The organism is Pantoea cypripedii (genome assembly GCF_011395035.1).
GTDB lineage: Bacteria > Pseudomonadota > Gammaproteobacteria > Enterobacterales > Enterobacteriaceae > Pantoea > Pantoea cypripedii_A.
The window spans coordinates 766,376-781,636 of record NZ_CP024768.1; the positions used below are offsets into that span (position 1 = coordinate 766,376).

Below are 15,261 nucleotides of genomic sequence, written 5' to 3' on the forward strand. Positions count from 1 at the left end.
GCTAGGTGTTTTGGGTAGTCGCTCGCTCGCGGTGGTTAAGTAAAATTAATCCCGCGAGCAAACTCTCCACAATCCACCTCAATATCATTTCTGATGCTTAAGACAGATTGTCTCAAGCGCCCGCAGGCAGTCTAATCTGTTTTTTATTATTTTCACCTTTTATTTTTATTCTTTTTTCTGAGGTTTGTTTTATTATTTAGTTGTTCTATTAACGATGTTTATTATTTATATTCATTTTTTCTTTAAGCCAGTCAATAAAATAGCGCAGCGGCGTGGGGATATATTTCCGGCTGGGATAATAAAGCCAGAAGCCTTCTTCTACCTGGGTGAAATCCGGCAGGATTTCTACCAGTTCCCCACTATTTAGCGCTTCAGCCACGGTGCCCTGATGTAAAAAAGCAATCCCCGTTCCCGCCAGTGCGGCTTGCAGAATCCGTTCGTTATTGTCCAGTATCAGGGAGCCGCGCACGGCCACCTCCTGTTTCTGCCCATCCTGCCAGAACTCCCAGCGATAGCGACGCCCGCTGGGAAAGCGTCGCTCAATGCAGGGAAAGTGCAGCAACTCTGCGGGAGTTTGTGGCACACCGTGGTGGGCAATGAATGCCGGGGTGGCGACCGCCACTGCACGCATCGGTTCGCCAAACGGCACCGCCACCATATCCTGCGCCAGCACGGCACCATAACGTACACCCGCATCAAAACCTGCGCTCACAATATCCACCAGCGAATCGTTACTGTCGATCTCCACGCTGATCTGCGGATAGCGCTGCATAAACGGCAAAATAAGTGACTGAAAAAACAGGGCTTCGGCTGAACGCGGGATACTGATACGCAGGTTCCCTTGTGGGTCGCTGCGCCAGTCATTCAGTTCATCAACCGCCTGTGCCAGATCCTGTAACGCGGGCTGGATACGCTGGAGAAAGCGCTCCCCGGCGGGCGTCAGTGCCACTTTGCGGGTGGTGCGATTGAGAAGTCGCATCCCGAGGCGTTGTTCAAAATTACGCATCGCATGGCTAAGTGCCGATGGCGTGATATTGCGTTCTCCAGCGGCTTTACGAAAGCTCAGATGCTGGGCAATAGCGGCAAACATCTCAAGTTCCTGTAGCGTGGCGCGATATTGGCTCATTACTGAATTTCACTCACTAAATCGGCAAAAATGCCTCAATTGTTGCGGTCATTGTTGAGGGTTATAACAATAACATCGACAGCGAAGAGGATGAAGCAATGCAACAACGTCAATTAGGCAATCAGGGATTACAGGTTTCGGCACTGGGGCTGGGCTGCATGGGGATGTCATTTGCCTATGGTCCTAATGATGAGCAGCAGGCGCTGAATACCCTGGCTCGCGCCTTTGAACTGGGCGTCGATTTTCTCGATACGGCTGAAGTCTACGGCCCCTTTACCAATGAAACTTTGCTGGCAAAAGCCCTGAAGGGGCGTAAAGACATTAAAGTGGCGACCAAGTTTGGCTTCCGTATCAACGATCAGGGGGAGGGCTGGGAGCGTGTGACGGGGGTAAACAGCGATCCGGCGCATATCCGTGTTGCGGTGGAAGGATCGCTCCAGCGTCTGGGAGTGGAAAGCATTGATCTCCTGTATCAACACCGCCTCGATCCGGCAGTCCCGATTGAAGAGGTCGTTGGCGTGATGGCCGACCTGGTACGCGAAGGGAAGGTTCAGTATCTCGGTTTGTCGGAAGTCTCCCCGGCGACGCTGCGCTGCGCCTGTGCGGTACATCCTATCTCTGCCCTGCAAAGTGAATATTCATTGTGGTCACGCGATCCGGAGCAGGGGATCTTTGCCGCCTGCCGTGAGCTTAACATCGGTTTTGTGCCTTACAGCCCGCTGGGACGCGGTTTCCTGACCGGTAAATTCCCTGCCGCGGAAACGCTGGCGGAGGATGATTTTCGCCGCTTTCTGCCGCGCTTCCAGCAGGACGCTCAGGCGCATAACCAGAAGTTAGTGAATCAGCTGACAGAGATGGCCACAGGTTATGACGCCACCCCGGCACAACTGGCGCTGGCATGGGTACTGGCAAAAGGCGAGTTTATTGTGCCGATTCCGGGAGCCAGCAAAATCAGTCATCTGGAACAAAACTGTGCCGCCGCAGCCTTATCATTACGCAGTGCCGACATCAGCGCGCTGGATACGCTATTCGATCCGCAACAGATTCAGGGTGAGCGTTATAACGCCACGGAGTTTGTGCTGGTCGATCGCTAAAGGTTAACCTGAGAGCGATAGCACATTTTGTAGCGGCGCAATTTATTGCGCTGCTCACATCAAATGACCAAACCTCCTGCCAAAAGCGCGCGATAAATCGCGCCGCCACGATTCGTGTCGGGATGCCCCGTACAATCTTCTGTTCCACAAAAGAATGTTGCTTTTTTGTAAACAGATTAACAATCAGCCGAAATGCTGCTATGCTGGCCGACGCGGAACCGGGCACCTCACCCTACTTTTGGACTGCGTCACAGGGTGCACCGGAAAGCTATACAATGAGAGCGAGGAGAACGTCGTGCTAGAAGAATACCGTAAGCACGTTGCCGAGCGTGCTGCCCAGGGAATCGTACCTAAGCCGTTAGATGCTTCCCAAATGGCCGCGCTGGTTGAACTGCTGAAAAACCCGCCAGCGGGTGAAGAAGAATTCCTTACTGACCTGTTGGTCAACCGTGTCCCGCCAGGTGTTGATGAAGCGGCTTATGTAAAAGCCGGTTTCCTGGCCGCTGTAGCAAAGGGCGAAGCCCACTCTCCTCTGGTTACTCCTGAAAAAGCAGTCGAACTTCTGGGCACCATGCAGGGTGGCTACAACATCCATGCATTGATTGAATCCCTTGATGATGAGACTCTGGCGCCGATTGCTGCAGAAGCCCTGTCCCATACGCTGCTGATGTTCGATAACTTCTACGATGTCGAAGAGAAAGCCAAAGCGGGTAACCCACACGCAAAAAAAATTATCCAGTCCTGGGCCGATGCTGAATGGTTCCTGAAGCGTCCAAAACTGGCAGAAAAAATCACCGTAACCGTGTTCAAAGTGACCGGCGAAACCAACACCGATGACCTCTCCCCGGCACCGGATGCATGGTCTCGCCCGGATATTCCACTGCACGCGCTGGCGATGCTGAAAAACCTGCGTGAAGGCATCGAACCCGATGATGCTGGTAACATCGGCCCGATCAAACAGATCGAAGCACTGCAGCAGAAAGGCTTCCCGCTGACTTACGTCGGTGACGTCGTGGGTACCGGTTCTTCGCGTAAATCCGCCACCAACTCGGTGCTGTGGTTTATGGGTGACGACATTCCGTATGTTCCCAACAAGAAGGGCGGTGGCTTGTGCCTCGGCGGTAAAATCGCTCCGATCTTCTTCAACACCATGGAAGATGCTGGCGCACTGCCGATCGAAGTGGACGTTGATCGTTTGAATATGGGCGATGTCATTGATGTCTACCCGTATAAAGGTGAAGTGCGTAACCACGACACCGATGAAGTGCTGGCGACATTCGAACTGAAAACTGAAGTGTTGCTGGATGAGGTGCGTGCGGGCGGTCGTATTCCGCTGATTATCGGTCGTGGCCTGACGTCTAAAGCACGCGAATCTCTGGGGCTGCCGCACAGCGATGTCTTCCTGCAAGCGAAAGATGTCGCCGCCAGCAACCGTGGCTTCTCGCTGGCGCAGAAAATGGTGGGTCGCGCCTGTGGTGTCGAAGGTATCCGCCCTGGCGCTTACTGCGAACCTAAAATGACTTCGGTCGGTTCTCAGGACACCACCGGTCCCATGACCCGTGATGAACTGAAAGACCTGGCCTGCCTCGGCTTCTCGGCCGATCTGGTGATGCAATCCTTCTGTCACACTGCCGCTTACCCGAAACCGGTAGACGTGACCACGCACCACACCCTGCCAGACTTCATCATGAACCGTGGTGGTGTGTCGCTGCGTCCGGGTGACGGCGTGATCCACAGCTGGCTGAACCGTATGCTGCTGCCGGATACCGTGGGTACCGGTGGTGACTCGCATACCCGTTTCCCGATTGGTATTTCGTTCCCGGCCGGTTCTGGTCTGGTGGCGTTTGCTGCGGCAACGGGCGTGATGCCGCTGGATATGCCGGAATCGGTGCTGGTGCGCTTCAAAGGCGAAATGCAGCCAGGCATTACCCTGCGCGATCTGGTGCATGCGATCCCGCTGTACGCGATCAAACAGGGCCTGCTGACCGTTGAGAAGAAAGGTAAGAAAAACATCTTCTCTGGCCGCGTACTGGAAATCGAAGGCCTGCCGAAACTGAAAGTGGAGCAGGCGTTCGAACTGACCGATGCCTCTGCTGAACGTTCTGCTGCGGGTTGCACCATCAAACTCGATAAAGAGCCGATCATCGAGTATCTCAACTCGAATATCGTGCTGCTGAAGTGGATGATCTCCGAGGGTTACGGCGATCGTCGTACGCTGGAGCGTCGCGTCGAGGGCATGGAGAAATGGCTGGCCGATCCACAGTTGCTGGAAGGTGATGCCGATGCCGAATATGCGGCGGTGATCGACATCGATCTGGCAGAAATCAAAGAGCCGATCCTGTGTGCGCCGAACGATCCGGACGATGCGCGTCTGCTGTCTGACGTGCAGGGCGAGAAGATTGATGAAGTGTTCATCGGCTCCTGCATGACCAACATCGGTCACTTCCGTGCCGCCGGTAAATTGCTGGATGCGCACAAAGGTCAGCTGCCGACCCGTCTGTGGGTGGCTCCGCCAACCAAGATGGATGCGGCACAGCTGACCGAAGAAGGCTACTACAGCGTGTTCGGTAAGAGCGGTGCGCGTATTGAGATCCCTGGTTGTTCACTCTGCATGGGTAACCAGGCGCGAGTGAAAGACGGTGCCACGGTGGTGTCCACCTCAACCCGTAACTTCCCGAACCGTCTTGGCACCGGAGCTAACGTCTATCTGGCGTCTGCGGAACTGGCAGCAGTCGCATCGCTGCTGGGCAAATTGCCGACACCGGACGAGTATCAGCAGTTCATGACGCAGGTTGATAAGACCGCGGCAGATACTTACCGTTACCTGAACTTTGACCAGCTGAATCAGTACACCGATAAAGCAGACAACGTGATCTTCCAGACCGCGCTGTAATCGGCGGCACAAGTAACAAGGGGCGATGCGAATCGCCCCTTTTTTTACGCCCTTTTTTCGTCGGCCGTGGCCTGACATAATGCGAGCGCGATCCCACTTTATTCAGCGTGTTGCGCACAAAATGAATTCAGGCAGTGCCACGCGGCGCGCCATTGGTAAGAGGTTATACACATGGAGTATGAATTTTTGCGCGATCTGACCGGCAAGGTCAAAGTGCGTATGTCGATGGACCACGAAGCGGTGGGGCACTGGTTCAACGAAGAGGTTGATGACAATCTGGCTTTGCTGGATGAGGTTGAAGCCGCCGCGCAGCAGGTAAAAGGCACCCATCAACAGTGGCAGCGTGTCGGCCATGAATACACGATTTGGCTGGATGAGGAAGAGGTGATGATTCGGGCCAATCAGCTGGCGTTGGAGGATGACGGGCTGGAGGAGGGCATGACCTATTACGATGAAGAGAGCCTGTCATTCTGCGGCGTAGAGGATTTTCTGGCGGTGATTGCGGCATACCGGCAATTTCTGGCAGGGAAATAACCGGCCACCGCATCTCACGTCATCTCAATCGGGCGTTTCAGCCCGATACAGCGTTCCAGTCTCTGTCGATGCCATAGTAAGAAATCAGATCGACATCGGACAGCAGCGCACCGCAGGCTGCCAGTTCTTTGCTTTCAGAGGCAAATTCAATGGTCAGATGCAGATCTTCGTGGGTATCGGGCAGTTTCAGGGCCAGAGCGTGATGACGCCATTGCGGATTCATTCTGGCATGTTTACGTTTGCCAACATGATCGATGACGAATTCAGCGCTGGTGCCAAGGTTATAGCGTTGCCGGGCAACAGGCTGCTCCTGACCTTCCAGCCTGACCGTCACTTCAACGTCCTGGCTCCCCGACAAAAACGGCAGGCTACCCTGCCATTGGCTGTCAGTGGGTTTAGCGCACCAGGGCTGGGTATTATTGCCTAAACGAAATAACAGCACCGACTTAATATGGGCAGACTTATTCTCGTCCGGTTTCATGAAGCTGACTTTTTGCGATATTTTACCGGGATACAGATAATAATTTTTTCCTTCATAGACGGCCCGACTCAGCTCGATCGCCTGAGAGGCACTTCCCGTATGTGCGCCTTGCGCGGAAAAAATAAATGCACCTCCCTCAACCTGCCATCCGCCATGCAGTCCTTCCGGCAAATATCGCAGGGAATAATCCTTTATATTGCCGGTATCGGTAAAGGTTCTGTCTTTGACTGGGATCAGCTCGGAACTGTTTGCCAGTAAACAGGGTTTATCACTGGCATCGGGCAGTGGCTTAAAGAACTTAACCGCCTGAGCAATAATCGTATTACTGTAACTCATGCCGCCGGGTAATTTAATGCAGGCGGGGTTTTCATCTTTACTGGCCGCGACGGCACCCAGTCCTGATATATACCAATACGATATTGGCTGATATTGCTGTGCCGCATCAACCGCTGCTAACGTCATCGTCTGTTTTTCTGGCAGACGCGTGATACCGGCGTTTATCGGCTTACCGTCCAGCAACAAATGAATGTTATCCGCTGTGTCGTCGCTGATGGCTGCCCGGCCAAACAACGCTCTGCCAGTGGCTGAAAGGATTAAATCGACCTGACCTGGCGCTATGGGCGCGAAGTTCCGATAGCCTGGATTCCGGTAATAATCGATGTCTGTCCAGGATCGGCCTGGCCAGTCTGATGATGATGACCCAATCACCCCATGAATATAGCCAGGCTGGATGCCGCCGGGAAAGGCAATTTCCCGTTCATTCACGCCAAATGAGTTATCAACATCAATGCCACCTGGGGCATCCAGAATATAAGTGTTAGCACCGAAGAAGCGGGTATGCATAATATTATAACTGGTGCTGATAATACCGGAGTCCTGGGCGGAAATACCACTCACCATCGCGAGATTACCACCGTCGGGTTGCCACGGGAAAAAACCTTTCAGGAAAATGTCGGGAATGGAAGGATAGGAAGTTAATGTTGATCCACTGGCACGAAAAAGTAATCCGGGTTCTTCACGCCAGATTATTTTTTCAAAGGGCCTTGTCTGATCGCTTTCGATATTCTTCAGGTTAACGCAGAAAGAAACGGTTGAGTTAAGCCAGTCCCGATACCACGGCTCAGATATAATATCGCCGTCAGCCCATGCGGGTGTTTTATTTTCTGCAGGAATACAGGCTTCCCGCAATTTACCATAATCAGCGTGTAAATCACCGGGCGGAGATTTCATTAATTGGGCAGAAGCGGAAGAGGTAAAAAACGTCGCGGTTAACGCACTTACGACAAAGGCGCTGAGTTTAATTCTCATTATTGTCACATCCTGGTGGGTTTGATTAATCCATTAAAGAGGGCTAAATCTACGTGTATATTTGAGAATATTCATTGATGGTTATCAAATCCTGATGACAGCGCTCAGCAGGTGGGAGGGAGGGGAACGCCGCATCAGGACGATGCGGCGGATCACGGCGTTTACGCGCCGCTGGTCAGGGTGCGTGGATGATGAATTTTTTCCTCATCCACGATCGGTTCAACTTTGCCCATCAGGAACAGGTAATTGAGGATACCAATCACCACCAGCACGGCAGAGAACACCAGTGCCCAGGTGAAGTGGCCGGTGGCACCGACGATGGCCCCGGTAATGATCGGACCTACCGCACCGCCCATATTGGAGACGGTATTTTGTAAACCGGCGACAATCGACACGCTATTTTTCGGCGCGACGTCACCTGGCAGTGCCCACACCTGAGAAGCCGCCACGGTGGTGCCGGATTTGGCGATACACAGCAGCAATACCGTCATAAATACCGAGTCGGTGAACGGGGCGAAACCGATACACAGCGCCATCAGCAGGCCAATGGTCAGGAACAGTTTGCGGGTGGCGGTGAGCGACAGCACTTTGTTATGCACCATACGGTCCGATGCCCAGCCTGCCAGCACTTCAATCACCATGCCGCAAATCAATGGCAGCGCAGCCACCATCCCCATTTTCAGGAAATCCATGCCTTTATCTTTCACCAGGTAAGTTGGCAGCCAGGTGATAAAGAAATAGGAGGTGTAGTTAATGGTGAAGAAACCAATACACATCGCCCAGATGTTGCGATAGCGCAGCAGCTTGTACCATTTCATTGGCAGCACACTTTTATCGCCGTGCTTGTTAGCCTGGCCATCGCGGATCATGCGAACTTCTTCGCGGCTGATCGCCTTATGATCTTCCGGATTTTCCGCGTAGATAAAGTACCAGGCGATCACCCAGATCAAACCGATCGCGCCGATGGCGAGGAAGGTGATGCGCCAGTCAAACATGGCGATCATCCAGACGATCAGCGGCATCGCGACGGCACCGCCGAACTTAGAGGCGCTATCAAACAGGCCAGAGACGGTGGCGCGTTCCCTGTCCGGGAACCAGCGTGCGGCGATTCCGGCATTACTTGGATAGGCGGCGGCTTCACCCACACCCAGCGCCAGACGCAACGCCAGCAGCGATTTAAAGCCCGTCGCGAGCCCCATTGCCATGGTAGCGATGGACCACCAGCCAACGGCAATACCGAGACCTTTTTTCTGGCCGAAACGGTCAGCAAACCAGCCTGCCGGGATTTGCAGCAGCGCATAAGACCAGAAGAATGCAGCCATGATCACGCCCATCATTTCCGGGTTGATCGACAGTTCTTTGATCAGGTGTGGGGCAGCAGCAGAGAGTACAGTTCGGTCAATATAGTTAATGGCAACCGCCAGCCACATCAGGCCTGCGATCCACCAGCGAATGCGAGAGGTGTTGTTCATAATAATAATCCACCAGACATTTCGGAGGTTGAACCGGGTGGCCTTTAGGCCAGCCCGTTCATCACGTTCACCGGGCGTTCACCCTGTTTAATGCATTGCACAATCTGCATCACGCAGCGCTCGCCGATGGCGCTGATCGCCCCGTCGGTGTAGCCCGCGATGTGCGAGGTTGGGATAAAGTTACTCAGGGTGAACAGCGGGTGTTCCGCCAGCGGTTCCTGTTCAAATACGTCAGCAGCGGCACCGGCGATCACGTTGTCCTGCAACGCGTGGAACAGGTCCTGTTCATTCACCACACCACCGCGTGATACGTTGATCAGGAAGGCGCTTTTCTTCATGCGTTTGATGCGTGCGGCATCAAACAGGTTGCGCGTTTCGTTGGTCAGTGGGGTATGCAGGGTGATGAAGTCGCTCGCCTCAGTCAGCTGATCCATGTCGACGAATGCAATGCCGTGTTCAGCAGCGAATTTTTCATCCGGGTAGAAATCAAAGGCGATCACGCGCATGTTGAATCCTTTGGCGCGTAGTGCGACCTGCTTGCCAATGTTGCCCAGACCGACGATACCGAGGGTTTTGCCATAGACATCGGTGGCAAAAATACGTGGCCAGTGACCGGCGCGAGTTTCTACGGCGGCCTGAGTGACCTGGCGTGCGCTGTTGAGAATCAGCGCAAAGGCGAAGTCGGCTACGGCGTGCTTATTGGCATCCGGTACGTTGGTGACGTAGATACCGCGTGCGCGCGTGGCATCGAGGTTGATGTTATCGACGCCAACGCCGTGCTTGCAGACAATCTTCAGCTGCGGCGCTTTGCTCAGCAGTTCTTCGTTAACGTCGGTAAAGGCGACAATCATCGCCACGGTTGCAGCCAGATGGGGTTCCAGCGCGCTGAGCGGGGCATCGGCTGGCAGGGTAATCAGCTCGAAACCCTGCTGTTGTAAGGTGGTAATGGGTGTGACGTCATATTTGGCGAATGACGGTGAGGTACAGATGACTTTCATAACGCTTCCCGGTGTAAAAAGTGGAACAGGCAAGGGCAGCAGCGGCTGCCCTGACGGCCGTTACTGCAAATACTGGTTCACGACCTGGCGGATCTTCTGCTCTTCTTCGGCAGAGAAGCGCACCGCATAGCGGCTGTCGCCCACGTCATAACCCAGCAGGGAGACGGCTTTCTTCACTGCTGCCGGGGAGAACCCGATGCTGTAAAGATCGGTACGCAGGCCAGTGACGTTTTCCTGTGCCAGACGCGAACCTGCAATATCACCGGCATGGAAGCGTGCCCAGATGGCGTTGATCTCTTTTGGTGCCACGTTGGCAAGGCCGGAGATACAGGCAGAGCAGCCATCGACGAAGCCCTGGTGGATTAAGGAATCCGGGCCGTTCAGCACGTCAAAGCTAGCGATACCTTCCGCTGCCTTGAGGAAACCGCTCAGGCTCTCATAGCTGCCCGCGCTGTCTTTGATGCCGATGATGTTGGGATGCGCGGCCAGTTTGCGCACGGTGTCTGGTTGCAACGTGTTACCGGTGCGCGCCGGAATGTTGTAGAGGAACAGCGGCACGCTCAGCGCATCAGCCACGGTCTGATAGTGATAAATCAGCTCATCCTGTTTCAGCGGCACAAAATAAGGGGTGATCACCGATACAGCATCCACGCCCAGCTTCTCAATTTGCTTACCGAGACGGATGGTTTCACGCGTGGAGATCTCGCCAATATGGGCCACGACAGGTGCACTGCCGTTGACTTCATTGACACAGGTTTCGGTGACTGCCAGCTTCTCCTGCTCATTCAGCACGAAGAATTCGCCGTTGGTGCCGCCGCAGAAAATACCGTTACCGGCGCTCAGCTGACGCCTGACCTGCTCACGCTGGGTAGCAGGGTTGAAGGCACCGTCGCGGTCGAAGGTGGTGACAATGGCGGTCAGTACGCCCTGGATTTTGTTACTCATGATTTCCTCGATAGTCCTTAGTGATTCAATGCCGGAAACAGCGTCAGGTAGACGTTTCGCACGTCATCGGCGCTCACTTTCATCGGTACATTCTTCATCAGGCGTTGCACGTCGAGCGCGGCTTCCACCAGATAGGGCAGGTGATCCGGGCCGATACCCAGTTCTTCCAGGCTGGCAGGCAACTTCAGGCGCTGGACCAGCGCAGCGAAATAGTCCACCAGCGCGTGCGACTTCGCCTCTTCATCCAGCTGGAGGTCGGCATCGGGCAGCAAATCGTAGGCCTGAGCAAATTTACTCACCGCCGCCGGACGCACGAAACGCATGCAGGGGGCCAGCAGGATGGCGTTGGCGACGCCGTGCGGGATGTGATATTTGCCGCCCAGCGGATAAGACATGGCGTGCACCAGGTGGGTACCGGCATGGGCAATCGACGCGCCGCCGTAATAAGACGCCCACAGCATATTCAGGCGGGCTTCGAGATTACCCGGTTCGGCAACGGCGGTTTCCAGGCTGGCAAACAACTTCTTCATGCCGATCATCGCGTAGTTATCGCTGACCGAATTCGCCACCGTGGCGGTGAAGCATTCAATCAGGTGACACAACGCATCAATACCGGTTGAGGAGGCAATATGCGGTGGCATGCTGGTAGTGAGTTCCGGTATCAGTGCCACGTAATCCGGCAGCATCACCGGGGTGATAATGCCCACTTTGGTCTCTTTCTCCGGGATCGCCAGGATGGCGTTCGGCGTGGCTTCAGAACCGGTACCGGCGGTAGTTGGAATCAACAGCGAGGTGGTGCGAGTCAGCGGTTTTTCCCCTGCCAGCAGCGCATCCAGGCTGGGTGCGCCAGATACGCACAGAATAGACAGCAGCTTGGCGACATCCAGTACGCTACCGCCGCCCACCCCAATCACCAGATCCACATCGGTGGTTGGCAGGGCCGCGACAATCGCCGCCACATCATGCTGGCTCGGTTCCGGCGGCACGCTATTGACCACGCTGAGGCTGACAATCTGCTGCTTCAGCTGGGCGATTAACGTCTGTACTGCCGGAATGCCCTCTATATTCTTATCAGTAACCAGCAGAGCTTTTTGCTTACCTTTCAGCAGGTAGCTGAGGTCATTAAGTGCCTGAAAGCCGCTGATCACGGTGCTGTTGATATTCATTTCGTACCCTTTTCCCGGTGTTATCGCACTGATTGATTGTTATTGCTCAATGCAATGCGATATCTGTCACTAACTGTGCCTGAATTTATAGGGCATATTGATTTCAATTAATTTGATCTTGCTCACATATAATCAATCATGATTGAATATAATCAATTTCAATACGGCAAGCTGCCCGTGACAGGAGAGAGAATGCGTTCACATCCATGGAAAACGCCGGTTCTGGTGATTGCCGATGATTTTACCGGCGCTAACGATGCCGGAAGCGGGCTGGCCCGGGCAGGCGCGCGCGTACATGTGCTATTTGATAGCCAGACACCACACGATGCCGATGCTGCCGATGTGCTGGTCATCAGCACTGACAGCCGGGCGGTTAGTGCAGCCGAAGCGGCCGAGCGCACCCGCCACGCCGTGCAGCAGCATCAGGCGATTGCGCAGGATGGCTGGCTGTTTAAGAAGATCGACTCGACGTTACGTGGCAACCCCGGTGCGGAGATCGCCGCCGCATTACAGGCCAGTGGCAAAACGCTGGCGCTGGTGGCACCAGCTGTGCCGAAACTCGGGCGTACCACGCGTAACGGTGAAGTGTGGATCAACCAGCAGCGCCTGACTGACACCGAATTTGCCAGCGACCCGAAAACGCCGGTCACCAGCAGCCACGTGTTGACGCGTCTGCAAATGCAGAGCGACTTGCCAGGTGAGGTGATTGATCTCGCTACGTTGCGCAGCGGCAAACTGGCGCAGCGGCTGGCTACGATGCGCGGGCTGGTGGTGATTGATATTGAGCAGGATGCTGATCTGGCCCTGCTGATGCAGGCTGCCGCGACCCTGAACCCCCGCCCGCTGCTGGCCGGGGCTTCCGGTCTCGGTGATGCCTTAGGTGAGTATCTGGCCGGACGACCGGCGCGCCCGGTGCTGGCCATCGTTGGCTCGATGAGCGCCATTGCTCAGCAGCAGATTGACCGCCTCGCCAGCCAGCGCGCCATTCGTGTCATCGATATTGATATCCGCCAGCTGTTTGCTCAGCCCGCATGGCCGCAGGCCAGCATCTGGCAGCAGGAGATGCAGCAGGCATTGCAGGCAGGCATCCACTGCGTGGTGCGTACCACGCAACATGCCGGACAACGCCATGAGATTGAGGCGCTGTGTCAGCAGCATCAGCTATCACGCCAGCAGCTGGGCGAGAGGATTTGCCAGTTTCTGGCGCAGCTGACCAAAACGGTCTGCCGCGATCATCAACCTGCCGGGTTGTATCTCTCCGGTGGTGATGTCGCGATAGCCGTGGCGCAGGCACTCGGTGCCAGTGGTTTCCAGATTCAGGGCCTGGTGGCGGGCTGTGTGCCGCACGGGGTACTGCTTAATAGTGATTTACACCTGCCGGTGATGACCAAAGCGGGTGGCTTTGGTGACGAAAACACCCTGGTAGAAGCCATTCGTTTTATTGAGGAGAAGTCGAGTGAATAAAATTATTGCGGTGACCATGGGCGATCCGGCGGGCATCAGCCCGGAGATCATCATTAAAGCGCTGGCGGAAGGCGACCTGGCAGGCGTGCCTGCGGTGGTGGTCGGCTGCGCCAGTACGTTGCGTCGGGTGATGGGATTGAACATTACGCCGCAGGTCGAACTGCGCGTGCTGGATCAGGTAAAAGATGCGCACTTTGCACCAGGCATTATCAACGTCATTGATGAGCCGCTGGCGCATCCGGAAGCCCTGAAGCCGGGGGTGGTGCAGAAGGAAGCGGGCGATCTGGCCTGGCGCTGTGTGAAACGCGCCACCGAGCTGGCGCTGGCCGGGGAAGTTCAGGCGATTGCTACTGCGCCGCTTAACAAAGAAGCGCTGCATTCGGCGGGGCATATCTATCCGGGGCATACCGAATTGCTGGCGCAACTGACCAACACCAAAAATTACGCCATGGTGCTGTACACCGACCATCTGAAGGTGATTCACGTCACCACCCATATCGCGCTGCGTAAATTCCTCGATACCCTGAATCGTCCGCGTATTGAAACGGTGATCGGCATGGCGGATAGTTTCCTGCGTCGCGTTGGTTTCGATAAGCCGCGCATTGCGGTGGCAGGGGTGAATCCGCATGCCGGTGAAAACGGCCTGTTCGGTGATGAAGAGATCACCACGGTGACACCGGCTATTCAGGCGATGAAGGAAAAAGGGATTGATGTGTACGGCCCGTGCCCGCCGGATACGGTGTTCCTGCAATGTCAGCAAGGCCAGTACGATATGGTGGTCGCGATGTACCACGATCAGGGGCATATTCCACTGAAATTACTTGGTTTTTATGATGGCGTGAACATCACAGCCGGGCTGCCGTTTATCCGCACTTCAGCGGACCACGGCACCGCCTTTGATATCGCCTGGACAGGTAAGGCGAACTCTGCGAGCATGGCGATCTCCATCAAACTCGCGATGCAACTTGCATAGGGAAATATGAAGGGACAAAGTCGCCTCGACCAGATTATGGATTATCTGAAAAGCCATAATCTGGTTACTGTTGAACAACTGGTGAGTGCCATTTCTGCCTCACCGGCCACTATTCGCCGTGATCTGATTAAGCTGGACAAGGAAGGCGTGGTGAGCCGCAGTCATGGCGGCGTGACCTTAAATCGTTTTATTCCTGCTCAGCCCACTACGCTGGAAAAAATGCAGCGCAACCTGGCAGAAAAACAGGCGATCGCCCATTTTGCTGCCGGTTTTGTTCAGTCCGGCGATGCGGTGGTGCTGGATGCGGGCACCACCATGCTGGAGCTGGCGCGTCAGCTGACCCATCTGCAGCTGCGGGTGATTACCGCCGATCTGCATATCGCGCTGTTCCTGTCAGAATTCAAACAGATTGAGGTCACCATTATCGGCGGGCGTATCGATGATTCCAGCCAGTCGTGCATTGGCGAACATGGCCGCCGTCTGCTGCGCAGCATCAATCCGGATATTGCTTTTGTTAGCTGTAACTCGTGGAGTATTGAGCGCGGGATTACCACGCCAACCGAAGAGAAGGCCGGTCTGAAGATGGATCTGCTGGCCAATGCCCGGCGGCGGATTCTGCTGGCTGACAGCAGCAAATACGGTTCCTGGTCGCTGTTTTGCGCAGCACCGATCGATAGCCTGACCGATATCGTCACCGATGCGCGGCTGGATGAGACGGTGTGCCATAGCCTGCGTGAACGCGGCATTGCGTTGCAACTGACGGAATAAAACGATTTTCCTCCCTTGTCGTGGATCAGGAGTTCAGGC

At 55.0% G+C, this 15,261-nt stretch carries 12 protein-coding genes; 6 read left to right on the forward strand and 6 right to left on the reverse strand.

What is annotated here, in order from left to right; all coding sequences use genetic code 11:
• Window positions 1-208: 208 nt before the first annotated feature.
• A complete protein-coding gene (locus CUN67_RS03445; protein WP_208714015.1) occupies window positions 209-1,126 on the reverse strand; it encodes a LysR family transcriptional regulator in 918 nt (305 codons plus the stop codon).
• A 98-nt stretch (window positions 1,127-1,224) separates the two neighbouring features.
• On the opposite strand from CUN67_RS03445, the gene CUN67_RS03450 reads away from it, so the two are divergent.
• The 3 genes from CUN67_RS03450 to yacL all read left to right on the forward strand — a co-directional run bounded on the left by CUN67_RS03450 (window position 1,225) and on the right by yacL (window position 5,647).
• Window positions 1,225-2,220: an aldo/keto reductase gene (locus CUN67_RS03450; protein ID WP_208714016.1), complete on the forward strand. Its 996-nt coding sequence runs from the start codon at window positions 1,225-1,227 to the stop codon at window positions 2,218-2,220.
• Between the two features lie 295 nt (window positions 2,221-2,515).
• Window positions 2,516-5,113 carry a bifunctional aconitate hydratase 2/2-methylisocitrate dehydratase gene (gene acnB / locus CUN67_RS03455; protein ID WP_208714017.1) on the forward strand — a complete coding sequence of 866 codons (2,598 nt, stop codon included), beginning with the start codon at window positions 2,516-2,518 and terminating at the stop codon, window positions 5,111-5,113.
• A 171-nt stretch (window positions 5,114-5,284) separates the two neighbouring features.
• Window positions 5,285-5,647 (forward strand): protein YacL, encoded by a 363-nt coding sequence (gene yacL, locus CUN67_RS03460; protein ID WP_208714018.1) that lies wholly within the window; start codon window positions 5,285-5,287, stop codon window positions 5,645-5,647.
• 37 nt (window positions 5,648-5,684) lie between these two features.
• Here yacL and CUN67_RS03465 read toward each other — a convergent pair whose 3' ends face one another.
• From CUN67_RS03465 to CUN67_RS03485, 5 genes are all read right to left on the reverse strand, one after another.
• The gene (locus CUN67_RS03465; protein WP_208714019.1) at window positions 5,685-7,436 is read right to left on the reverse strand and encodes a scabin-related ADP-ribosyltransferase; all 1,752 of its coding nucleotides are present in this window, start codon (window positions 7,434-7,436) and stop codon (window positions 5,685-5,687) included.
• A 161-nt stretch (window positions 7,437-7,597) separates the two neighbouring features.
• Window positions 7,598-8,908, reverse strand: coding sequence for an MFS transporter (locus tag CUN67_RS03470; protein ID WP_208714020.1), 1,311 nt, complete (start codon window positions 8,906-8,908; stop codon window positions 7,598-7,600).
• A 44-nt stretch (window positions 8,909-8,952) separates the two neighbouring features.
• Window positions 8,953-9,906, reverse strand: coding sequence for a phosphoglycerate dehydrogenase (locus tag CUN67_RS03475; RefSeq protein ID WP_208714021.1), 954 nt, complete (start codon window positions 9,904-9,906; stop codon window positions 8,953-8,955).
• Between the two features lie 60 nt (window positions 9,907-9,966).
• Window positions 9,967-10,851: a dihydrodipicolinate synthase family protein gene (locus CUN67_RS03480; RefSeq protein ID WP_208714022.1), complete on the reverse strand. Its 885-nt coding sequence runs from the start codon at window positions 10,849-10,851 to the stop codon at window positions 9,967-9,969.
• A 17-nt stretch (window positions 10,852-10,868) separates the two neighbouring features.
• Entirely contained in the window at window positions 10,869-12,017 is a 1,149-nt protein-coding gene (locus tag CUN67_RS03485; RefSeq protein ID WP_208714023.1) for an iron-containing alcohol dehydrogenase, read from the reverse strand.
• A gap of 192 nt (window positions 12,018-12,209) precedes the next feature.
• Between CUN67_RS03485 and dtnK the strand changes: the two genes are divergently transcribed.
• From dtnK to CUN67_RS03500, 3 genes are read left to right on the forward strand one after another with little or no spacing between them, the layout of a single operon-like run.
• A complete protein-coding gene (dtnK, locus tag CUN67_RS03490; RefSeq protein ID WP_208714024.1) occupies window positions 12,210-13,481 on the forward strand; it encodes a D-threonate kinase in 1,272 nt (423 codons plus the stop codon).
• The gene (locus CUN67_RS03495; protein ID WP_208714025.1) at window positions 13,474-14,454 is read left to right on the forward strand and encodes a D-threonate 4-phosphate dehydrogenase; all 981 of its coding nucleotides are present in this window, start codon (window positions 13,474-13,476) and stop codon (window positions 14,452-14,454) included. The genes dtnK and CUN67_RS03495 overlap by 8 nt, the downstream gene beginning before the upstream one ends.
• A gap of 6 nt (window positions 14,455-14,460) precedes the next feature.
• Window positions 14,461-15,222 carry a DeoR/GlpR family DNA-binding transcription regulator gene (locus CUN67_RS03500; RefSeq protein WP_208714026.1) on the forward strand — a complete coding sequence of 254 codons (762 nt, stop codon included), beginning with the start codon at window positions 14,461-14,463 and terminating at the stop codon, window positions 15,220-15,222.
• Window positions 15,223-15,261: the final 39 nt, after the last annotated feature.

Bases quoted from the DNA above. Each gene is read 5' to 3' on its own strand.
- CUN67_RS03445 (WP_208714015.1), bottom strand. From the start codon at position 1,126: ATGAGCCAATATCGCGCCACGCTACAGGAACTTGAGATGTTTGCCGCT.
- CUN67_RS03450 (WP_208714016.1), top strand. From the start codon at position 1,225: ATGCAACAACGTCAATTAGGCAATCAGGGATTACAGGTTTCGGCACTG.
- yacL (WP_208714018.1), top strand. From the start codon at position 5,285: ATGGAGTATGAATTTTTGCGCGATCTGACCGGCAAGGTCAAAGTGCGT.
- CUN67_RS03465 (WP_208714019.1), bottom strand. From the start codon at position 7,436: ATGAGAATTAAACTCAGCGCCTTTGTCGTAAGTGCGTTAACCGCGACG.
- CUN67_RS03470 (WP_208714020.1), bottom strand. From the start codon at position 8,908: ATGAACAACACCTCTCGCATTCGCTGGTGGATCGCAGGCCTGATGTGG.
- CUN67_RS03475 (WP_208714021.1), bottom strand. From the start codon at position 9,906: ATGAAAGTCATCTGTACCTCACCGTCATTCGCCAAATATGACGTCACA.
- CUN67_RS03480 (WP_208714022.1), bottom strand. From the start codon at position 10,851: ATGAGTAACAAAATCCAGGGCGTACTGACCGCCATTGTCACCACCTTC.
- CUN67_RS03485 (WP_208714023.1), bottom strand. From the start codon at position 12,017: ATGAATATCAACAGCACCGTGATCAGCGGCTTTCAGGCACTTAATGAC.
- dtnK (WP_208714024.1), top strand. From the start codon at position 12,210: ATGCGTTCACATCCATGGAAAACGCCGGTTCTGGTGATTGCCGATGAT.
- CUN67_RS03500 (WP_208714026.1), top strand. From the start codon at position 14,461: ATGAAGGGACAAAGTCGCCTCGACCAGATTATGGATTATCTGAAAAGC.